This is a genomic window from Pantoea sp. DY-17 (genome assembly GCF_019795975.1).
GTDB lineage: Bacteria > Pseudomonadota > Gammaproteobacteria > Enterobacterales > Enterobacteriaceae > Pantoea > Pantoea leporis.
Window position 1 is genome coordinate 1,448,785 of record NZ_JAIMIG010000001.1, and the last position, 21,621, is coordinate 1,470,405.

At 53.3% G+C, this 21,621-nt stretch carries 22 protein-coding genes and 1 other annotated feature; of the genes, 4 read left to right on the forward strand and 18 right to left on the reverse strand.

Annotated features, from left to right (window positions below; all coding sequences use genetic code 11):
• Positions 1-75 precede the first annotated feature (75 nt).
• Positions 76-2,463 (reverse strand): phosphoenolpyruvate synthase, encoded by a 2,388-nt coding sequence (gene ppsA / locus K5Y33_RS06880; RefSeq protein WP_222233552.1) that lies wholly within the window; start codon positions 2,461-2,463, stop codon positions 76-78.
• Positions 2,464-2,912: 449 nt separating this feature from the next.
• Here ppsA and K5Y33_RS06885 point away from each other — a divergent pair, with 449 nt between their 5' ends.
• Together K5Y33_RS06885 and K5Y33_RS06890 are read left to right on the forward strand one after the other, a co-directional pair.
• Positions 2,913-3,740 carry a pyruvate, water dikinase regulatory protein gene (locus K5Y33_RS06885; protein WP_101764564.1) on the forward strand — a complete coding sequence of 276 codons (828 nt, stop codon included), beginning with the start codon at positions 2,913-2,915 and terminating at the stop codon, positions 3,738-3,740.
• Positions 3,741-3,935: 195 nt separating this feature from the next.
• Positions 3,936-4,982, forward strand: coding sequence for a 3-deoxy-7-phosphoheptulonate synthase (locus tag K5Y33_RS06890; protein WP_222233553.1), 1,047 nt, complete (start codon positions 3,936-3,938; stop codon positions 4,980-4,982).
• A gap of 7 nt (positions 4,983-4,989) precedes the next feature.
• Here the strand turns inward: K5Y33_RS06890 and K5Y33_RS06895 are convergent, their stop codons facing one another.
• From K5Y33_RS06895 to K5Y33_RS06970, 16 genes are all read right to left on the reverse strand, one after another.
• A complete protein-coding gene (locus K5Y33_RS06895) occupies positions 4,990-6,429 on the reverse strand; it encodes a YdiU family protein (protein ID WP_222233554.1) in 1,440 nt (479 codons plus the stop codon).
• A 98-nt stretch (positions 6,430-6,527) separates the two neighbouring features.
• Positions 6,528-7,271: an EAL domain-containing protein gene (locus K5Y33_RS06900; RefSeq protein ID WP_222233555.1), complete on the reverse strand. Its 744-nt coding sequence runs from the start codon at positions 7,269-7,271 to the stop codon at positions 6,528-6,530.
• A gap of 314 nt (positions 7,272-7,585) precedes the next feature.
• Positions 7,586-8,044 carry an NlpC/P60 family protein gene (locus K5Y33_RS06905; RefSeq protein WP_101764568.1) on the reverse strand — a complete coding sequence of 153 codons (459 nt, stop codon included), beginning with the start codon at positions 8,042-8,044 and terminating at the stop codon, positions 7,586-7,588.
• Between the two features lie 69 nt (positions 8,045-8,113).
• Positions 8,114-8,860 (reverse strand): vitamin B12 ABC transporter ATP-binding protein BtuD, encoded by a 747-nt coding sequence (gene btuD, locus K5Y33_RS06910; RefSeq protein ID WP_222233556.1) that lies wholly within the window; start codon positions 8,858-8,860, stop codon positions 8,114-8,116.
• Entirely contained in the window at positions 8,861-9,406 is a 546-nt protein-coding gene (locus K5Y33_RS06915) for a glutathione peroxidase (protein WP_222233557.1), read from the reverse strand.
• A 39-nt stretch (positions 9,407-9,445) separates the two neighbouring features.
• Positions 9,446-10,429, reverse strand: coding sequence for a vitamin B12 ABC transporter permease BtuC (gene btuC, locus K5Y33_RS06920; RefSeq protein WP_101764571.1), 984 nt, complete (start codon positions 10,427-10,429; stop codon positions 9,446-9,448).
• A gap of 90 nt (positions 10,430-10,519) precedes the next feature.
• Complete coding sequence (locus K5Y33_RS06925) at positions 10,520-10,894, reverse strand: DUF2502 domain-containing protein (RefSeq protein ID WP_192413523.1); 375 nt, start codon at positions 10,892-10,894, stop codon at positions 10,520-10,522.
• Positions 10,895-11,084: 190 nt separating this feature from the next.
• Positions 11,085-11,387, reverse strand: coding sequence for an integration host factor subunit alpha (ihfA, locus tag K5Y33_RS06930; RefSeq protein ID WP_007892687.1), 303 nt, complete (start codon positions 11,385-11,387; stop codon positions 11,085-11,087).
• 4 nt (positions 11,388-11,391) lie between these two features.
• Positions 11,392-13,779: a phenylalanine--tRNA ligase subunit beta gene (pheT, locus tag K5Y33_RS06935; protein WP_222233558.1), complete on the reverse strand. Its 2,388-nt coding sequence runs from the start codon at positions 13,777-13,779 to the stop codon at positions 11,392-11,394.
• 14 nt (positions 13,780-13,793) lie between these two features.
• Positions 13,794-14,777: a phenylalanine--tRNA ligase subunit alpha gene (gene pheS / locus K5Y33_RS06940; protein ID WP_222233559.1), complete on the reverse strand. Its 984-nt coding sequence runs from the start codon at positions 14,775-14,777 to the stop codon at positions 13,794-13,796.
• Positions 14,778-14,848: 71 nt separating this feature from the next.
• Positions 14,849-14,974 (reverse strand) — a sequence feature (Phe leader region).
• Positions 14,925-14,969 (reverse strand): pheST operon leader peptide PheM, encoded by a 45-nt coding sequence (gene pheM / locus K5Y33_RS06945; RefSeq protein WP_106120997.1) that lies wholly within the window; start codon positions 14,967-14,969, stop codon positions 14,925-14,927. (Overlaps the previous feature by 45 nt.)
• A gap of 116 nt (positions 14,975-15,090) precedes the next feature.
• On the reverse strand, positions 15,091-15,447 hold the full coding sequence (rplT, locus tag K5Y33_RS06950; RefSeq protein ID WP_007892678.1) for a 50S ribosomal protein L20: 357 nt from the start codon (positions 15,445-15,447) through the stop codon (positions 15,091-15,093).
• A 171-nt stretch (positions 15,448-15,618) separates the two neighbouring features.
• Positions 15,619-15,816: a 50S ribosomal protein L35 gene (gene rpmI, locus K5Y33_RS06955; RefSeq protein ID WP_004157374.1), complete on the reverse strand. Its 198-nt coding sequence runs from the start codon at positions 15,814-15,816 to the stop codon at positions 15,619-15,621.
• 99 nt (positions 15,817-15,915) lie between these two features.
• Positions 15,916-16,467: a translation initiation factor IF-3 gene (gene infC, locus K5Y33_RS06960; protein ID WP_036621995.1), complete on the reverse strand. Its 552-nt coding sequence runs from the start codon at positions 16,465-16,467 to the stop codon at positions 15,916-15,918.
• Positions 16,463-18,400, reverse strand: coding sequence for a threonine--tRNA ligase (gene thrS, locus K5Y33_RS06965; protein ID WP_101764575.1), 1,938 nt, complete (start codon positions 18,398-18,400; stop codon positions 16,463-16,465). Before thrS ends, infC begins: the two co-directional genes overlap by 5 nt.
• A 246-nt stretch (positions 18,401-18,646) precedes the next feature.
• Complete coding sequence (locus K5Y33_RS06970) at positions 18,647-19,408, reverse strand: YdiY family protein (RefSeq protein ID WP_210081592.1); 762 nt, start codon at positions 19,406-19,408, stop codon at positions 18,647-18,649.
• Positions 19,409-19,739: 331 nt separating this feature from the next.
• Here K5Y33_RS06970 and ghoS point away from each other — a divergent pair, with 331 nt between their 5' ends.
• On the forward strand, positions 19,740-20,030 hold the full coding sequence (gene ghoS, locus K5Y33_RS06975) for a type V toxin-antitoxin system endoribonuclease antitoxin GhoS (protein WP_222233560.1): 291 nt from the start codon (positions 19,740-19,742) through the stop codon (positions 20,028-20,030).
• An 89-nt stretch (positions 20,031-20,119) separates the two neighbouring features.
• Complete coding sequence (locus K5Y33_RS06980; protein WP_110866013.1) at positions 20,120-21,013, forward strand: fructosamine kinase family protein; 894 nt, start codon at positions 20,120-20,122, stop codon at positions 21,011-21,013.
• 4 nt (positions 21,014-21,017) lie between these two features.
• Here K5Y33_RS06980 and K5Y33_RS06985 read toward each other — a convergent pair whose 3' ends face one another.
• Positions 21,018-21,554 (reverse strand): YniB family protein, encoded by a 537-nt coding sequence (locus K5Y33_RS06985; RefSeq protein ID WP_101764579.1) that lies wholly within the window; start codon positions 21,552-21,554, stop codon positions 21,018-21,020.
• Between the last annotated feature and the right edge of the window lie 67 nt (positions 21,555-21,621).

The following is a 21,621-nucleotide window of genomic DNA, read 5'->3' on the forward strand; positions in this document are numbered from 1 at the left end:
GCCAGCAGCGCTGACCTTGATAATTACATTAATGACACGTCAAATTCTCATCTGATTCATCAAATTACCGCCTGGTTAATGTTTGGATGCGTTCAGCTCTGCCAAACTCAACCAGGTTTCAACCACGGTATCCGGATTAAGCGACAGGCTATCAATGCCCTGCTCCATTAACCATGCCGCAAAGTCCTGATGATCCGACGGTCCCTGACCACAAATACCGACGTATTTGCCCTGTTTTTTTGCCGCTTTGATCGACATCGATAACAGCGCTTTCACGGCATCATTACGTTCATCAAACAGCGCGGACACCACGCCAGAGTCACGATCGAGGCCCAGCGCCAACTGCGTCATGTCGTTGGAACCGATGGAGAAGCCATCGAAGTGCTCGAGGAACTGCTCAGCCAGCAAGGCGTTGGACGGGATCTCACACATCATGATCACTTTCAGGCCATTCTCGCCGCGCTTCAGACCGTTTTTCGCCAGCTCGGCGACCACCGCTTCGGCTTGATCGACGGTACGCACGAACGGAATCATGATTTCAACGTTAGTCAGCCCCATTTCGTTACGCACGCGCTTCACCGCTTCGCACTCCAGCCTGAAGCAGTCGCGGAAGTTGTCAGCAACGTAGCGACCGGCGCCACGGAAACCGAGCATCGGGTTCTCTTCTTCCGGCTCATAACGCTCGCCACCCACCAGGTTGGCGTATTCGTTGGTTTTGAAATCGGAAAGACGAACAATCACCCGTTTCGGCGCAAATGCGGCACCCAGCGTCGCAATCCCTTCGGTTAGACGGCCGATGTAGAACTCAATCGGGTCATCAAAGCCTTTCATCATCTGACGAATCTGCTGCTGCAATTCCGGCGTTTGCTGATCAAACTCCAGCAACGCTTTGGGATGCACGCCAATCATACGGTTGATAATGAACTCCAGACGCGCCAGGCCAACACCTTCGTTCGGCAAGCAGGCGAAATCGAAAGCACGATCCGGATTACCGATGTTCATCATGATCTTCAGCGGCAGTTCCGGCATGGTATCGACCTGCGAGCTGGTCACTTCGAAGTCCAGCAGTTCGTCATAGACATAACCGGTATCACCTTCGGCGCAAGAAACCGTGACTTTGTGGCCATCTTTCAGGTGATCGGTGGCATCGCCACAGCCCACCACCGCCGGAATGCCCAGCTCACGCGCGATGATTGCTGCATGGCAAGTACGACCGCCGCGATTGGTGACGATGGCTGAGGCTTTCTTCATGATCGGTTCCCAATCGGGATCGGTCATGTCGGTTACCAGCACGTCGCCTTTTTCAATGCGATGCATCTCGCTGATGTCGTGGATGACTTTGACTTCACCAGCACCGATGCGATGACCAATGGCGCGGCCTTCGACCACCACGTTGCCTTTGCCCTGCAGCGTATAACGTTCCATCACCTGACCGTTGGAGCGCACCGTTTCCGGACGCGCCTGCACGATGAACAGTTTGCCGGTGTGGCCATCTTTCGCCCATTCAATGTCCATTGGGCGTTTGTAGTGCTGCTCAATCAGCACCGCCTGACGCGCCAGCGCCTGCACTTCGTCATCGTTTAAGCTGAAGCGATCGCGCTGTTCCTGCTCGACATCTTCAATCCGCACCTGCTCGCCATGCTCCTGCGAATCCGCATACACCATGCGCAGCTTTTTTGAGCCCATGGTGCGGCGCACAATCGCCGGACGATTGGCGGCCAGCGTTGGTTTGTGCACGTAGAACTCGTCGGGGTTCACCGCGCCCTGCACCACCATTTCGCCCAAACCAAAGGCGGACGTGATAAACACCACCTGATCAAAGCCCGATTCGGTATCAATGGTAAACATCACGCCCGACGAGGCGAGGTCCGATCGCACCATGCGCTGAATACCGGCCGAGAGCGCCACGCCGCGATGGTCGTAGCCCTGATGCACACGGTAGGAGATGGCACGATCGTTAAATAAGGAGGCATAAACGTGTTTAACCGCGATGATGACCGCGTCATAACCCTGCACGTTAAGGAAAGTCTCCTGCTGGCCGGCAAACGAGGCGTCGGGCATATCCTCGGCGGTGGCTGACGAGCGCACCGCAAAGGAGGCGTCGGCATCGTCAGCAGAGAGTTGTTCGTAGGCGCTACGAATTGCCGCTTCCAGTTCAGGCTGGAATGGCGTATCGATCACCCATTGACGAATCTGTTTACCCGCTTGCGCGAGCTCAGCAACATCATCAACATCCGTTTTATCCAGCAAATCATAGATCCGCTGGTTCAGTCCGCTTTGATCGAGGAACAGATTAAACGCGTAAGATGTGGTCGCATAACCGTTTGGTACGGAAACACCCAGCGACGACAAATTCGTAATCATTTCTCCGAGGGACGCATTTTTGCCTCCCACCCGATCAACATCATGCATGCCAAGCTGGTTGTACCAGAGCACTAGCGACTGTTGGTCTTGATTGGACATTGAGATTATCCTTTTAAATGATGTGAATACACATGGAACATTTTGCTATTCGCCAAAACAGCCTGGCACAACCGATTAATAAAGACTAAGTGTTGAATCGTTAAAGCAGGAAAAGAAAGACAAAATCGGATTAGTACTTAGAATTAATTGAGTTGCGCAACCAGGGTATTTCACGCTAATGGATTGCTGTAGCGATATTTTTCCCCTTTTCAGAGGGTTAGCGATTGATTTTTGTTGCGCAACGCCTTCACACTTTATTTCATGCGCGAAAAGGAAAATGCGCGAAAATAATGCTTTTCGAAACAGCATTTCATCTAATATTGATTATTCGCTGATTCATCTTTGTGAGCGCAATAGCGGACAATATGGATATTTCATTTTACTATTAATTAAAATGAAATATTGTCATCGATAATTTGGGCATTGCTACGCAAGAGGATATTTGCACTATGAACACTGAACGCAGCGTATTCTACATTTCTGATGGCACCGCCATTACCGCCGAAGTGCTGGGCCATGCGGTGTTATCCCAGTTCCCGGTGATGACACACAGCGTGACGCTGCCATTTGTCGAGAATGTGCAACGCGCTCAGGCGGTTAAAGCGCAGATCAACGCGCTCTACCAGCAGAGCGGCGTGCGCCCGCTGGTGTTCTTCTCCATCGTCACACCCGACGTCCGTGAAATTATTCTCGAAAGCGAAGGCTTTTGTCAGGACATCGTGCAGGCGCTGGTCGCGCCGTTGCAGAGCGAGCTCGGCGTGGCGTCAATGCCGGTGGCGCACCGCACGCACGGTTTGACCGCCAGCAACCTCGGCAAATATGACGCGCGCATTGCCGCCATCGATTACACCCTTGCACATGATGACGGCATTTCCCTGCGCGGCCTCGAAGATGCGCAGGTGATTCTGCTCGGCGTGTCGCGCTGCGGGAAGACGCCCACCAGCTTGTATCTGGCAATGCAGTTTGGCGTGCGTGCCGCTAACTATCCGTTTATCGCCGATGATATGGATAACCTGAAACTGCCGCCGGCGCTGCGTGCACATCAGCATAAGTTGTTTGGTTTAACCATCGACCCGGAACGCCTGGCGGCGATTCGCCAGGAGCGCGCGGAAAATACCCGCTACGCTTCGTTGCGCCAGTGCCGTCTCGAAGTAGGCGAAGTGGAAGCGCTGTTCCGTACCAACCAGATTCGTTATCTCAACAGCACCAACTATTCGGTGGAAGAGATCGCCACCAAAATTCTCGATATCATGGGTCTGAGCCGCAGCATGTATTAGGTTTCTCTGCCGGTCGCCATAAATGGCGACCTCCCGCCACATACCTGGCCTGTATTGCAATCGTAAAGTCTGGCTTCCGTCTGGTTTTAAGACCTTTGTTTTTAGCAGGTTGAATTCGCAGGCTATTAGTTTATTGTGATCACCATCACTTCCCGGTATTTCACCGCTGCGAAGAACAAATTTTTGAGAATCTCAATGAATAAGACTGATGAACTGCGTACCGCGCGCATCGGTAGCCTGCTGACTCCGGCTGCGCTCGCGCATGAACACCCTATTTCGGCAGAGATTGCCGCCAACGTCACCGCTTCCCGCCAGCGCATCGCGCGCATTCTGACCGGTGAAGATCCGCGTCTGCTGGTGATTATTGGCCCTTGCTCGCTGCACGATCCTAAAGCGGCGATTGAGTATGCTGAACGTCTGAACGTGCTGCGTGAGCGCCATAAAGATCGTCTGGAAATCGTGATGCGTGCCTATTTCGAAAAACCGCGCACCGTGATTGGCTGGAAAGGCCTGATCTCCGATCCCGATCTGGATGGCAGCTACGATGTAAACCGCGGCATCGCCATTGCGCGCAAACTGCTGCTGGATATCAACGCGCTGGGCATGCCAACCGCCACTGAATTCCTCGATATGGTGATCGGCCAGTTTATTGCCGACCTGATCAGCTGGGGCGCGATTGGCGCGCGTACCACCGAAAGCCAGATTCATCGTGAAATGGCGTCAGCGCTCTCCTGTCCGGTCGGTTTCAAAAACGGCACCGACGGCAACGTGCAGATCGCGGTCGATGCGATTCGCGCCGCGCGTGCCAGCCACATGTTCCTGTCACCGGATAAAAACGGTCAGATGACCATCTATCAAACCAGCGGTAATCCGCATGGTCACGTGATCCTGCGCGGCGGTCGACAGCCGAACTATCACGCCGAAGATGTGGCGGCGGCAGCGACCAATCTGCGCGACTTCAATCTGCCGGAGCAATTGGTGATCGACTTCAGCCACGGCAACTGCCTGAAGCAGCACGGTCGTCAGCGTGACGTTGCCGATGATGTGGCGGCGCAAATCCGTGCCGGATCGCGCGCGGTTGCGGGCGTGATGATCGAGAGTTTCCTGCAGGAAGGGAATCAGAAAGTGGTGAGCGGTGCGGCGCTGACCTATGGTCAGTCAATCACCGATCCGTGCCTCGGCTGGGAAGACAGCGCCGAGGTGCTGGCAAAACTGGCTGCCGCGGTCGACAGCCGTTTTTAATGTTGATCTAGCTGGAACAGCTCACTTCCAGCGTTTTGCCCCACTCTGGTGGCCGTTGGCGCAACTCTGCGCTGACGGCTACATCGCTAAACGGTTGCTGTAACGCGCTATGCAGCTTCGCTAACGCCGTGGTCTCGCCGTTCTCGACCTCTTCAATCACCTGCTGTGCCAGATAGTTGCGTAACACCAGCGCCGGATTAGCCGCTTTCATCACCGCCTGACGCTGCGCATCGCTGGCGTGGTCTTGCAACAAACGCTGGCGATAATCGCTGTACCAGCGATCAAAGGCCTCACGATCAATAAACTCATCACGCAACGGCGAACGGCTTTCATCTTGCTGCGTGTCGCTCAGCATGCGGAAGGTCAGCGTGTAATCACTGTGTTCCGCCGTCATCATCGACAGCAAGCCGGTCAGAAGCGTGTTGTCATTGGCATCCGCCGTCAGCAATCCGAGTTTGGCACGCATTTTCTCCCCCCAAACGCGCATCAGCTCACCTTCATAATGACCCAGCGCCTGCTTAAGCTGCTCGGTGGTCATCAAGCCCGACAAGGCATGCGCCAGGCGATTAAGGTTCCACAAGCCAATCATCGGCTGATTTTCGAAAGCGTAGCGGCCCTGATAGTCACTGTGATTGCAGATGTAATCCGGCTGATAGTCGTCGAGGAAACCGTAAGGACCGTAATCTAGCGTTAAGCCCAGAATCGACATGTTATCGGTGTTCATCACGCCGTGCGCAAAGCCAACGCTCTGCCAATGGGCGATCAGGCTCGCCGTGCGTTTAACGATATCGGTGAACCACAGCAGGTAACGATCCGCTTCATCCTTGAGCTGCGGCCAGTGATGGCGAATGGCGTAATCCGCCAGATGGCGCACTTTGTCTTGTTCACCGCCGTAATAGAAATGCTCAAAATGACCGAAACGCAGATGGCTGTCGGCAATGCGCATCAGCATCGCACCGCGTTCCTGGGTTTCGCGTAGCACCGGCTCATCGCCAATGGCTAACGCCAGCGCGCGTGTGGTGGGAATGCCAAGATGGTGCAGCGCTTCAGACGCGAGGAATTCGCGTACGCTGGAGCGGATCACCGCGCGACCGTCACCCATGCGCGAATAGGGCGTTAATCCGGCCCCTTTCAAGTGCCAGTCGAGCTTGCGACCGTTGGCCAGCTGCTGTTCACCCAACAGAATGCCGCGCCCATCGCCCAACTGTCCGGCCCAGACGCCAAACTGATGGCCGCTATAAACCTGCGCCAGCGGCGACATGCCGGGCAGCAGTTCGCGTCCTGACCACACGCCATGCCCGTTGCCGGCGAACAGCGCATCGTCTAAACCCATCTCTTGTGCCAGCGGGGCATTGTGGTAAAACAGCCGTCCACCCGCTAATGGCGTTGGGTCCAGCGCGGTGTAGAATCCGGGTAATTCTTGCTGCCAGCTATTGGTAAATTGCATCGACACTCCGGAAGGTGCGCTTAAATCAGGCACCCGCAATGAGTTATAAGATAACAGAGAGTGTAACGCCGACGCGGCGCGGAAGACAGGCGAAAGGGTTACTGCTGCGAAGGCGTGTGTAAATTCAGGTCGGAATAGATGAGATCGTTAAGTCGTTCAGCTTTCACCACCGGGAACAGGCTGCCCTGTAGCTGCGCACCACTCAACGTAGTCATCTTTTCCATCATGTGGTTATCGTCAATACCACAAATAATGATCTGGTCCGCAAAATCGGAAAAATTATTGATAACTGTCTGAATAAAAGGCGTAAACGAGGCGCGCTTGGCCAGGTTGTGAATAAAGGCTTTATCCAGTTTTAACACGCTAAACAGATTAGCGTACACCGCGGTTGCCGGTGCTTTTCCTGCGCCAAATTGTGAAAGCGATAAACGAAATTCACTTTGTAATGCTGCGAGCAATGGATGGGATTTACCCAAAGATAATTGCGGAAACGTTTCGCTGATATCTAAAACAATAAAAGGGATTTGTCGGAATTTCCTTAACAGAAATTCGCTGGCTAAAAGTGTATTGGCCATAGAATCATCAATACGTACCAACGCGGTAATTTGATTAATCTCAAAAAAGTCGCGGTACTTTTCCAGCAATGAAAGCTGGCTCTGCAGCAAACGTAATTGCTGCGCATCGTCCAATTGCGGCAACAGCAAATCCTGCGGCAGCGTAATAGGTGCGCTGTCGTGGACAAATTGCGTCACCAGCTCGACCGCAGTCAGCTGGCCCGCCAGAGAGTAAACTGGATAAAACCAGGTTTCCGACTGATAGTCGGCAGACAAATGGACTTTCATTTTTCAAGCCAGAAGCAATGGCAATTGGCGCATCGTATATCAACGAATACCACCAGGCAATAGGACCAAACGTTTGAAGAGGTGCCGTTTTAGGTCTTATTACGCTGATTTAAACCGCAAATAATACTTAAGCCAAATAAGCCGGGGTTAATGTCCATACCAATTAAATAAATTTAGCTTTATTATTAGTATTAAATCGATGGCGGGTAAAGTGCCATTCTAAATGATAGTTAAATATCGGCAGAATTCAGATTTAATTCAGGGGGAGATACCCTTTCTTTTTTCGCGTCTTTATTAAGCGATAACAACGCTATTTAGATGCGACGCGCCTGCCAAAATACTTTACGCCAGTAAACATTATCCAGCGACGAGCGGATCACACCCTGGCTGGTCGAGGCGTGAATAAAGGTGTTGTCGGTATCGTAAATACCGACGTGCAAACCGTTTTCTCCGCTGCCGGTTTTGAAGAACACCAGATCGCCAGGCAGCAGATCGCCTTTGTCGATGCGCGTACCAATGTCGGTTTGATCAATGGTCGAACGTGGCAGCTGCATATCGAATTTATCGCGGAAGGTGAGATAGACGAAGCCGGAACAATCTACGCCACCGCGGCTTAATCCGCCATAGCGATACGGCGTTCCCCGCCAGCGGCTCAGCTGATCGTTGAGTTGGGCAATCACGGTGATAGAGTCAGACAAACGGCCATTCGGCGGAGGTGCATGATGGCTACAGCCCGCCAGCAACAGTGCCAAAATCAAAATTGTCAGCCGCATCCGCCTTTCCCTTTCTCCCTTGTCCGGCAGACACTGTAGCGGCAAAGCGCCACGGCACGCAATCCTCTGTCAGGGAATAAACAGCAGCGGACCTTGTGCGGTATCAATTTGTTCAAACGGGGTTTGGTAAAGCGGGGTTAAATGCGCAGCGGTCAGCACCTCGCTGGCCCTGCCCTGACGGACAACCGCGCCTTGATGCATTAACCACACGCGATCGGCATAGCGCAGGCTGTGGTTGAGGTCGTGCCCGCTGGCAACAATCGCCAGACCGCTGCAACACAGTTCAGCCAGCAGCTTATCGACCGAACGCTGTTGCGCCACGTCGAGTGCACTCATCGGCTCATCCAGTAGCAGGAGTTTGCCGCGTGGAGTGATCGCCGGATGAACCTGCAACACCACGGCAGCCAACCGCACGCGTTGCCATTCGCCACCAGAAAGCTGCGTAAGACTGCGCGTCAGTTTGTCCTGCAGCGCTAACTGCGCGAGCACGTCTTGTAACACGCAGTCTGTTTTCGCCGTTTGTGCGGTGATATGCATGCGTAAGTAATGCCACACCGGCATTTGTCCCGGCGCCATCTGCTGTTGCGGCAGCCAGCCGCGCAGCGGGGCCAATGCCGCTCCACTCAACGTAGCCAGCGGCGCGCCATCCAGCAGAATGCTGCCCTGACTCGGCAACAAACCGGACAGCGCGTTGAGCAAGGTACTTTTGCCGGCGCCGTTCGGTCCTACCAGATGCACTAACTCACCGGTGTTAACGCTCAGTTCAACGGGAGCCAGCCGCCCTGTGACGCTGACTCCCTGACACTGCAATAGCATTTATTCGGCCAGCGCCTGCTCTACACTTTTCAGGATGATGGGATCGTCTGGCGTCATATCCGGTGAGAAGCGCGCAATGACTTTGCCCTGCTTATTAATAAGGAATTTTTCGAAGTTCCACAGGATATCGCCTGGCGCTTTCGGCGCGCGCCCTTTGCTCTCCATGCGCTCGAGGAAACCGCTGCCTTCCGGGCGTTGCGCCACCGGCTGCGCCGCCGTCAGCTGCGCATAGAGAGGGTGACGATGCTCGCCGTTGACATCGGTTTTATCGAACATCGGGAAAGTGACGCCGTAAGTGGTGCTGCAAAAGGTTTTGATCTCTTCGTTACTGCCCGGCTCTTGCTCGAGGAACTGATTGCATGGGAAGCCAAGCACGCTGAACGGCTTATCCCGCCAGGCTTTCTGCAGCGATTCTAACTGCTCATACTGCGCCGTCAGGCCACATTTGGAGGCCACATTGACTACCAGTAGCACCTTGCCCTCATAGGCCGCCAGCGTGGTTTTTTCACCGTCCAGCGTAACCAGTTCTGTCTGATAAATGCTCATCGTCGATTCCTGTTGTTGATAACACGTTGCCAGCCAAAGCTAGCGCGAAGACTTCACTAATAACATGATAAACAGCGGCGCGCCGAGCGTGGCCGTTACCACGCCAATCGGCAGTTCGGCAGAGGTTAACACCAGCCGCGCAATAATATCCGCGCCAAGCAGCACTGCGGCACCGGCTAACGCCGCCGCAGGCAACAAATAACGATGATCGCTAAAACCGCTGAGACGCAATAGATGCGGGATAACCAGACCAATAAAACCGATCGCACCCGCCATCGCTACGCTCACGCCCACCAGCCAGCCCATCGCCAGCACCAGCAGGTTGCGCCACAGCAGCAGCGGTAATCCGAGCTGACGTGCCGAGGTTTCGCCCAGCGCCAGCAAATTCAACGTGCGTGCGGTGGCGATCAGCAGCAGCGTTACCGGCAGCAGCGCCAACATCATCCAGCCATAGCGCCAGTCGATGCCGCTAAAGCCGCCCATCATCCAGTACATCAGCTGACGCAGATCGAGGCTGGTGCTAAAGTACACTGCCCACGTCATGATGGCGCTACAGATAATGCCAAGCGCTACGCCGGTCAGCAGTAAGCGGCTCACTGAGAGTTGTTTGTGAGCGAAGTGCAGCAGCATCAGCGTGATCAGCAGCGCACCGGCCATGGCCGCCAGCGCTAAGCTCCATAGCGAACCGTTACCGAGCATCACGCCTAATACCAGACCAATCCCCGCCCCATTAGACACGCCAAGTAAGCCGGGTTCCGCCAGCGGATTGTTGAACAGCGCCTGCATCACCACACCGCACACCGCCAGTGCCGCCCCCACCAGCAGCACCGCCAGCGTGCGCGGCATGCGCAGCTGCCAGACGAACAGATCGCCTTCCGCCGAAAACCATTGTGTGGGAGAGATCCAGCTGTCGCCGGCACACAGGCTAAGCCCGATGAGCAGCAATAGCAGCGCAATGAGTGCGATGAGCCAGCGCTGGCTGCGGCGATTTGCCTGGGAAGCAAGCTGATCCAGCAGAGTCATAGATAAGATTGGCTGAGAAAACAGAGATTTGATTGTAGTGGGATTACAGCAAAAAGAAAGCGGCGCTGTGGAGGCGCCGCTGGAGAAGCCTTACTGATGCGGAGGGAGCGGCTGACCGTGATTATCACGCTTCTGCTGATTGTCACGCTGGTCGTGATGCTGCGGTTGCGGCTGACGCTGTGGCTGACGTTTGTCGTCGCGGTGCGGTCCATTGCCCGGATGCTGCGCCTGCCAGCCGTTACCGTTCCAGTAACCGTGCGGACCTTTGGTGCCAATGCGCTGGTTATGGTGTTGTTTCCACCACGTTGGCGCACGCCAGTCGTAGCCATCCCAATAGTAGCCGCGTTTATCCTGATCGCCGATATGCACCGAAACGCCCGGGGTGTTGATGTTGACGGAAACATTGGCGCTAGCCAGCAGCGGCATGCCTAACAGGACGCTTAATAAAATTGCTGTCTTTTTCATTATTCAAACCCTTTGCTCTGTGATGGCGCTGTTATAACAAAAGTGTTGACGCCGTCACTATCGGTGAGGACCGATTTTCGTCCTATTTTCCGGATACTTACTAAATCCTTACATCATGAATAAATCGTGCAGAGCGGCCAAATTTAAGGCAAAAAAAAGGCCGCTAAGCGGCCTTTTTGTCGTACTGAAATTAGTCAGCATCCTTGGGTGTCGCGTTCTCGACGCGACTTTTCAACTTCTGTCCCGGACGGAATGTCACCACTCGGCGCGCGGTGATAGGAATATCTTCCCCCGTCTTCGGGTTACGGCCCGGACGCTGGTTTTTGTCACGCAGATCAAAATTACCAAATCCGGACAGTTTTACCTGTTCTCCGTTTTCCAACGCGCGGCGAACCTCTTCAAAAAAAAGTTCTACCAACTCTTTGGCATCGCGTTTGCTCAACCCGAGTTTTTCAAACAGGTACTCTGACATTTCAGCTTTTGTAAGCGCCATAGGTTCAATCCCTCAAGGTTGCCTGGAATCGCTCTTTTAATGCCGCAACGCATTTGGCAACGGTCGCGGCAATCTCCTCTTCTTCGAGTGTCCGGCTGGTATCCTGCAAAATCAGGCTAATCGCTAGGCTCTTTTCACCTTCGTTTACGCCCTTACCACGGTACACGTCAAACAAGTTTACGCCAACTACCTGATTTACGCCAACTTTCTTACACTCCGCAATGATATCTGCTGCAGGCACATTTTCAGCCACCACAACGGCGATATCACGACGGTTTGCCGGGAAGCGAGAAATCTCGCGCGCATCAGGCAGGACGCGGTCTGCGACCTTATTCCAAAGCAGTTCAAACACTAAGGTGCGACCATTCAGATCCAGCTTACGTTCCAGCTCTGGATGAACCACCCCGATAAATCCGATTCGTTCGCCGCGTAAATAAATTGCGGCGCTTTGTCCTGGATGCAGCGCCGGATTGGCTTCCGCACGGAAGGAAATCTCATCAAGTTTACCGGTCAAATCCAGCAGCGATTCTAAATCGCCTTTCAAATCATAGAAGTCAACCGTCTGACGCGCCAGATCCCAATGCTCTTCATAGCGATTGCCGCTTAAAACGCCGGCCAGCATAAGATCCTGGCGGATACCCAGATCGGCCTGTGTATCAGGAACAAAGCGTAAACCGCTTTCAAACAGGCGTACGCGGCCCTGCTGACGGTTTTGGTTATACACCACCGCGCCCAGCAAACCGGTCCACAGCGACAGGCGCATTGCAGACATATCGCTAGAGATTGGGCTGGGCAGGATCAGCGCCTCTTCGCCCGGATGCAGCAACTGTTGCAGTTTTGGATCAACGAAGCTGTAAGTAATCGCTTCCTGATAACCTTTATCTACCAACAGATTTTTCGCACGCTTCAGCGACAGGTCGGCTTCACGATGCTGCGTCATGATCAGGCTGGCTTTCACCGGCACATCAGGGATGTTGTTGTAGCCGTAAACGCGCGCCACTTCTTCGACCAGATCTTCTTCGATAGCCATATCGAAACGCCAGCTTGGCGCAACGGCTTGCCACTCTCCTGCACTCACTTTCACTTCGCAACCCAAACGCGTCAGGATGTCAGTAACCTGTTCGTCAGCAATGACATGGCCAATCAGACGATCGAGCTTTTCACGGCGCAGCGTGATGGTGGCGCGTGGCGGCAGCGCGCTCGCGTCAGTTTGGTCAATGACCGGGCCCGCTTCGCCGCCACAGATGTCGAGCAACAGTTGCGTCGCGCGTTCAATCGCTTTGTGCTGCAACGCTGGATCGACGCCACGCTCGTAACGATGTGACGCGTCGGTATGCAGGCCCTGACGGCGAGCGCGGCCGGTGATCGCCAGCGGATCAAAGTAGGCGCATTCGAACAGCACATTTTGCGTCTCTTCATTGACACCGGAATGCTCGCCACCAAAGATGCCGCCCATCGCCAGCGCTTTGTGGTGATCGGCAATCACCAGCGTGTCGCTGCTGAGTTTAGCTTCGGTACCATCCAGCAGCGTCAGCACTTCGCCCTCTTCTGCCATACGCACCACGATGCCGCCGTCGATGCGGTCGAGATCGAAGGCATGCATCGGCTGACCAAGCTCCAGCAATACAAAGTTGGTGATATCGACCACCGGATCGATTGAGCGAATACCGCAACGACGTAGCTTCTCACGCATCCACAATGGCGTAGCGGCTTTAACGTTGACACCTTTCACCACGCGGCCAAGGTAGCGCGGGCAAGCGGCGGTGGCATCAACACGAATCGGGAAGGTATCGTTGATGGTGGCTTTTACCGGCTCAATTGCGGGTGCCGTCAGCGGCAAACCGTTCAATACTGCTACATCACGCGCAATCCCGATGATGCCCAGACAATCGGCGCGGTTTGGCGTGACGCTGATTTCAATGGTGTTGTCGTCCAGCTGCAGATAACTGCGGATATCGGTGCCAATTGGCGCATCGGCTGGCAGCTCGATGATGCCGTTGTGATCGTCGGAAATACCCAGCTCAGAGAAGGAGCACAGCATGCCTTCAGACGGCTCGCCACGCAGTTTTGCCGCTTTGATTTTGAAATCGCCCGGCAGCACAGCGCCAACGGTCGCTACCGCCACTTTCAGGCCCTGACGGCAGTTTGGCGCGCCGCAGACGATATCCAACAGGCGATCGCCACCGACGTTGATTTTGGTGACGCGCAGTTTGTCGGCGTTCGGATGCTGGCCGCACTCAACCACTTCACCCACCACGACACCGTGGAACGCACCGGCAACCGGATCCACGCCGTCCACTTCAAGGCCGGCCATGGTGATTTGCTCAGACAGCGCACCGCTGTCCAGGGCTGGATTTACCCATTCGCGTAACCAGAGTTCACTGAATTTCATTGGATAACCTGCCCTTATTTAAATTGTTTGAGGAAACGTAAATCATTTTCGAAGAAGGCGCGCAGATCGGTCACACCGTAGCGCAGCATGGTGAGACGCTCCATGCCCATGCCAAACGCAAAGCCCGAATAAATTTCCGGATCGATGCCAACATTGCGCAATACGTTCGGGTGCACCATGCCGCAACCCAGTACTTCCAACCACTTGCCGTTTTTACCCATCACGTCCACTTCTGCGGACGGTTCGGTGAACGGGAAGTAAGAAGGACGGAAGCGAATTTGCAGATTCTCTTCGAAGAAGTTGTTGAGGAAATCGTGCAGTGTGCCTTTCAGGTTGGTAAAGCTGATGTCTTTATCGACAATCAAACCTTCCATCTGGTGGAACATTGGCGTGTGCGTCTGATCGTAATCGTTACGATAAACACGGCCTGGCGCGATGATGCGGATTGGCGGCTGCTGGTTTTTCATGGTACGGATCTGCACGCCTGAAGTTTGGGTGCGCAGCAGACGCGTGGCATCAAACCAGAACGTGTCGTGATCGGCACGCGCCGGGTGATGGCCGGGAATGTTGAGCGCATCAAAATTGTGGTAGTCGTCTTCGATTTCCGGACCTGTTACCACCGCGAAACCCAGTTCGCCGAAGAAGGTTTCGATACGATCGATAGTGCGGGTCACCGGATGCAAGCCACCATTCTCAACGCGGCGGCCAGGCAGCGACACGTCGATGGTTTCCGCAGCCAGACGCGCATTCAGCTCCGCACTCTCCAGCGTCTCTTTGCGCGCGGTAAGGCGGTCCTGCACTTGCTGTTTGGCCTCGTTGATGACCGCACCCGCAGCCGGGCGATCTTCTGCCGGCAGTTCACGCAGGGTGGTCATTTGCAGCGTCAGATGCCCTTTCTTACCCAGAAATTCGACGCGCACGGCGTCCAGAGCAGCGATATCCGCCGCCTCGTCGATGGCGGCCGTGGCACGAGCCACCAGGTCTGCGAGTTGGGACATGATTTCCTCTTCTTCCAGCCGGGCTGGTCAGTTCTCGTTGGGATCAGATGATCCGATTAAGTGTCGCCAGAAACAAAAAAGCCTCCACGAGGGAGGCTTTCAGCGCGATTTTTCGTTTCTTTTCTTATGCGCAAAAGCCCCTGATGTTCAGGCGCTAAAGTAAAAAAAGAAACGGAAAATAGCAGCATTCATGCTTGCGTTACCTTGTCATATTTAGAAACCGCACTATTGAAATGCGCAGCGGCCAAAATGTCAATCTTTTGCGTGAGTTGCGGGTAATAAAAAAGGGAGCAAGCTCCCTTTTTCAACTGACTTACGCCAGAGCTGATTTTGCTTTTTCAACAAGTGCAGTAAATGTCACTTTGTCGAATACAGCGATGTCAGCCAGAATCTTACGGTCGATTTCAATAGAGGCTTTTTTCAGGCCATTGATGAAACGGCTGTAAGAGATACCGTTCTGACGAGCCGCAGCGTTGATACGCGCGATCCACAGTTGACGGAACTGACGCTTACGTTGACGACGGTCACGGTAAGCATACTGACCAGCTTTGATAACAGCCTGGAAGGCAACGCGGTATACACGTGAACGTGCACCATAGTAGCCTTTAGCTTGTTTTAAGATTTTCTTGTGACGTGCGCGAGCAATTACACCACGTTTAACGCGAGCCATGTGAGCTCTCCTATATCATATTCTGTGATTTCCCTTCATCTTTCGTGCCGCAACGGCGTTGGCTGTCTTCATTCATCCCAGTCACTTACTGATGTAAGTTCAGGGATTCATTCAGTTGCCGCCTTGCTGCAACCCGAAATCTTTCGGGGAATTAAACTAAAAAAAATTTACTTATGCGTACGGCAGGCAGGCAATAACCAGACCCAGATCGCCTTTAGACACCATGCCTTTCGGACGCAGGTGACGTTTACGCTTAGTAGACTTTTTAGTCAGAATATGACGCAGGTTCGCGTGCTTACGCTTGAAGCCGCCAGAAGCGGTCTTCTTGAAGCGCTTAGCGGCGCCACGTACAGTTTTAATCTTTGGCATTTTTACAAATATCCACTTCGCATTGTTAATAAAATGAATCAGACAGGCGAATAAAAATCCGCACAACGCAAGCGCTGCGCGGCATTATTACTTGAAGGCCTACTGTTTCTTCTTAGGAGCGAGCACCATGATCATCTGACGACCTTCGATCTTCGAAGGGAAGGATTCGACAATCGCCAGATCCATGTCTTCACACAGATCTTTACGGACGCGGTTAAGCACTTCCATACCGATCTGCTGGTGCGCCATCTCACGACCGCGGAAACGCAGCGTGATTTTGGCTTTATCACCCTCTTCCAGAAAGCGAATCAGGTTGCGTAGTTTGACCTGATAGTCGCCATCATCGGTACCAGGACGGAATTTGATTTCCTTAACCTGGATAACTTTCTGCTTCTTCTTCTGTTCCTTAGAAGACTTGCTTTTTTCATAAAGGAACTTGCCGTAATCCATGATACGGCAAACCGGCGGTTCGGCGTTCGGGCTGATTTCAACTAAATCTACGCCGGCTTCTTCAGCTTTCTCAATGGCTTCACGCAGGGTGACAATGCCAAGTTGCTCGCCGTCTACGCCAGTTAAGCGCACTTCGGTGGCACGGATTTCGCCGTTGATACGGTTCGGACGTGTTGGTTGTACTCGTTTTCCGCCTTTAATAACCTGTTTCCTCTAATTGGTGAAGATGTCGGCTGCGAATCTCTTGTTGCAGCTTCTCAACAAACACATCTACGTCCATGCTCCCAAGGTCTTTACCACGGCGGGTGCGCACGGCAACTTTGCCTGCTTCCACCTCTTTGTCACCGCAAACCAGCATATAAGGGACGCGACGTAATGTGTGCTCGCGGATTTTAAAGCCTATCTTCTCGTTTCTCAAGTCTGCTTTGACACGAATGCCAGCATTCTGCAATTTCTTCGTCAATTCACTGACGTATTCTGACTGACTGTCGGTGATATTCATCACCACAGCCTGCACCGGCGCCAGCCAACTCGGGAAGAATCCAGCGAATTCTTCGGTCAGGATGCCGATAAAGCGCTCCATTGAACCGAGAATTGCGCGATGGATCATTACCGGTGTCTGGCGGTCGTTGTTTTCGCCGACAAAAGTCGCGTCCAGACGCTTCGGCAGGGAGAAGTCTAGCTGAACGGTACCACACTGCCAGGCGCGGTCGAGACAATCGTACAGGGTAAACTCAATTTTAGGGCCGTAGAAGGCACCTTCTCCCGGCTGATATTCGAATGGAATATCATTCTCTTTCAGCGCTTCTGCCAAATCCACTTCCGCACGATCCCACATTTCGTCGGTACCGATACGTTTTTCCGGACGGGTCGACAGCTTCACCACGATTTTTTCAAAACCGAAGGTGCTATACATGTCGTATACCATGCGGATACAGCTGTTCACCTCATCACGTACCTGATCTTCGGTACAGAAGACGTGAGCATCATCCTGGGTAAAGCCGCGCACGCGCATCAGACCATGCAAGGCACCTGATGGCTCGTTACGATGGCAGCTACCAAACTCCGCCATACGCAGCGGCAGGTCGCGGTAGGATTTCAGACCCTGATTAAAGATCTGAACGTGGCCTGGGCAGTTCATCGGCTTGATGCAATATTCACGGTTCTCTGAAGAGGTGGTGAACATGGCTTCTTTATAGTTCTCCCAGTGCCCGGTTTTCTCCCACAGCACGCGGTCCATCATGAACGGACCTTTCACTTCCTGATAGTCGTACTCTTTCAGCTTGGTACGCACAAACACTTCCAGCTCGCGGAAGATGGTCCAGCCGTCATTGTGCCAGAACACCATGCCCGGTGCTTCTTCCTGCATGTGGTAGAGATCGAGCTGCTTACCGATTTTACGGTGATCGCGCTTCGCCGCTTCTTCCAGACGCTGCAGATAGGCAGCCAACTGCTTTTTATCCGCCCAGGCCGTACCGTAAATACGCTGCAGCATTTTGTTGTCGCTGTTGCCGCGCCAGTAAGCCCCGGAGATTTTCTGCAGTTTGAAGTGATGGCAGAAACGCATATTCGGCACGTGCGGACCGCGGCACATGTCGATGTATTCTTCATGTTGATACAGGCCAGGACGATCGTCGTGGCTGATGTTCTCGTCAAGAATGGTGGTTTTGTAGCTTTCGCCACGCTCAGCAAACACGTCACGTGCTTCCTGCCAGCTCACCTTTTTCTTCACCACATCGTAGTTGGTTTCAGCCAGCTGGTGCATACGCTTTTCCAGCAGCTCAAGATCTTCCTGGGTTAAGGTATGTTCCAGGTCAACGTCATAATAGAAACCGTTATCAATCACCGGGCCGATCGCCATTTTGGTGTTTGGCCACAGCTGCTTAATCGCATGCCCTAACAGGTGCGCGCAAGAGTGACGAATGATTTCTAAACCGGCGTCGTCTTTAGCGGTAATAATCGCGACCTGAGCGTCCTCGGTGATCGGATCAACCGCATCAACTAATTCGCCATTCACGCGACCCGCGATGCAGGCTTTCGCCAAACCCGGTCCAATATCCAACGCAATATCCATCACGCTGACCGGACGGTCAAAGCTGCGCTGGCTGCCATCAGGAAGAGTAATTACTGGCATTTCATATCCTTAATTGCAGTGGTAAGCCACACGAAAGCCTACATGCAAAAATGAGTTTCGTAGTGTGTAACCCGGCGTGATGTCAGACCCACGTTGTCGGAATGACGCCAGGAATGTAAAGCGGCGATGATAATAGCAGCTTTCGCCGCCGATCAAAACCCGTGCAGAGATTCGCTAAGCTAAAGAGAAATAAAAAAAACCGCTGCGAGGCACAGGCCTGGCAGCGGTGATTCACATCCGTCTCGCTTACATTGAGTATGAGAGCTGGATCGTGGTTTTGGTATCGGTACGATCCGGCGCAGATTCTGGCGGATTATTGTTCCAGGTCACGTTGTAGCCCAGCTTCAGCGCGAAATGGGCATTGATGGCCACCTGCAGCGCGGTTTCTGAGTTCAGCGTGGTGTCTTCACCGAAGCTGCTCAGCACAGAAACACCCTGGATAAATTTGGTGGTATCTGTCAGCTGCCATTGATAGCTCACTGCACCATAACCCAATGCTTTGGTTTCATGGCCGCCATCATGGAAATCGTCGTAACGCACACCCGGACCGAATTCAGCACGCAGTGAGTGAACCGGGCCGCTGAGGATCTGACGACCGTAACCGGCGGTCAGCACATCGCGTGAGTCATAACCGTTGAAACGGTCGCTTAGCCAGCTTGCCTGGCCAAACAGGTAATCAGCGCTATTGAGGTTATAGCGGCTACGGCCACCGATATTGTAAGTCTCAGATGAACGCTCATCGTTTGAGGAGTTGTTTGCGGCGTTGCCCCATAGACTCAATGCGGTATTGGTTTGATACCACGTCATATTGGTAGACGCACTCAGCGAAGAACTGGTGGTGTTTCCAGTTTGAGCCAGGTAACCCGCTGACGCGCTGCCTTCAAACGGCTTTTTCGCCGTTGCAGGGTCATCCATGGAGGTGAAAACGGCGTTATCTGCAAAGGCCTGGTGACAAAATGCTCCAGTAGAGAGCAATAAAACAGCGGACAGCTTGTTAAAGGCTTTCATTAAAAGTAATCCGTACGACAGTTTAAAAAACGAAGAGTCTGAAGCGTTTCTCCGGCCAATCAATGCAATTTACCGTAAGTTTTGTAAAAAAGTATGTATCCGCATAAAAAACCAGGAAAGCCGCTGGACCGCTCTTTTAATGGGACTTTTCCCATTTTCGCTGCGCATTATAGGGGGCAATTACTCAAATAGCAGCCTGAAGGCTACAAGATTTTTCTGAACTCTTTTGACAAAGCTTTACCTGCTATTTTAACTAATGAATTGGCTAAAATTCGCTCTATACAGCGCGCTGGTCTACGCTGAAATCTGTTCGATAACAATGAGGTGAATAATGAGTGACCATGATGTCAAACGTTACATTGTCACGTTGAAATATCAGGAAAGTGGACTCGGCGACGTGCAGTCAGTGAACAGCGCCATGATCTATGGCGGATACAGCACCACCTTAAGCGATGATGAAGGTCATCCACATGAGTTGGGCACCAATAGCTTCGGCATTGTCAGCGCGTTAGAGGAGCATGAAATAGCAGAGCAAGCCGCGGGATATGCCCAAATCGCGCTCGATCATAAACCTGAGGTCACCGTCATCACGTTAGAGGCGTTTCTTAAACAACAATCCTGACGCAGTGCAAAAAACGGCATCGACGCCAGGTTTGCTCAGGTTTTGCGCGTTACAATCGAACTCACGCAGCGAACAAAGAGGATTACCCGATGTGGTCAGCCATTAGTCGTCTGTTAAGCGAGTACGCCGGTGATGCCGAAATCACCGACCGTCAGGAACTTCCCGGTGGCGATGTCCATCCCGCCTGGCGCATCCGCTATGGCGAGTTGGATGTGTTCGTCAAATGTAACACCCGCGATATGCTCACCTTGTTCAGTTGGGAAGCCGATCAACTCGACCTGCTGGCGCGCACGCAAACCGTTCGCGTCCCGAAAGTGTATGGCGTTGGCAATGATCGTGATACCAGCTTCCTGCTGCTGGAATATATTCCGCCTCATCCCTTTACCGCACAGAGCGCTTTCCAGCTCGGCCAGCAGTTGGCGCATCTACACCAATGGAGCGAGCAACCGCAATTTGGTCTCGATTTCGACAACAACATCACCACCTCACCTCAGCCGAATAGCTGGTTACGCCGCTGGTCAGTGTTCTTCGCTGAGCAGCGCATAGGCTGGCAGCTGCAACTGGCCGCGGAAAAAGGCGTGCACTATGGCGATACCGAACTGATTGTTGATTGTGTGCAGCGCACGTTAGCCAACCACCATCCGCAACCTTCTTTATTACACGGCGATTTGTGGCCCGCCAACTGCGCCGGCAGCGCAGAGGGTCCGTGGTTGTTTGATCCCGCTTGCTATTGGGGTGATCGCGAATGCGATTTAGCGATGCTGAGTTACTATGCCGATTTGCCGCGCCAGATCTATGATGGCTACCAGGCGGTTTGGCCACTGGAAGACGGATTCTCGCAGCGTCAGCCGGTGTATCAGCTCTATTACCTGCTGAATCGCGCCAATGTTTTCGGCGGCAACTGGACGGGCGAAGCGCAGTTCGCCATCGGCCAGTTGTTAGATGAAGATGTGTTGGGCGAACGTCAGGCCAGACCGGCCTGACGTATTACAGCATGCCGAGCAGTTTCAGCACAAAGTAGCCCGCGATAGCGATAATGATCGGCAGGATATAGAGCGGGAAAATCTGCAAGAAAATGGTGTGACGCGGGATGTGGATTTTCTCTTCCAGTTGCGCTCGCGTGCGCCCTTCACTGCCTTTGGCCTGTTCCATGATCAGCTGATCTTCAATTCCCTCTTTAATATGGCGCGACTGACGCCACATGCGCGCACCTGAAGCCTGCAGCGCTATGCCGACAAAGATCAGGATGTAGATCAGCCAAAACCCGATATTCGCGCCACCGTTAAATTCCGGCACCGGAGAGTTCTGCCAAAACACATTAAGAAACGGCGTATTGAACTTCACCATGTCGACCATGACATGCACAAAATCGAGCATCACGGCATCAATGCCCGGCTGCTTTTCACTGTGCTTAAACATAAAGCCCAGCAGCGAAATCATCGTGGATAACAATGCGGGTATAAAAATCACCCAGCCAGCCACTCGCTTAAGGATGGCGATGCGGCCAGCCTGTTGGTAAGTCATGGTGTCTCCCTGAACCAAAAATAGTTTTGCCTAAGTCTACCTGCACTACTGCAATTTTTCCTGAAAA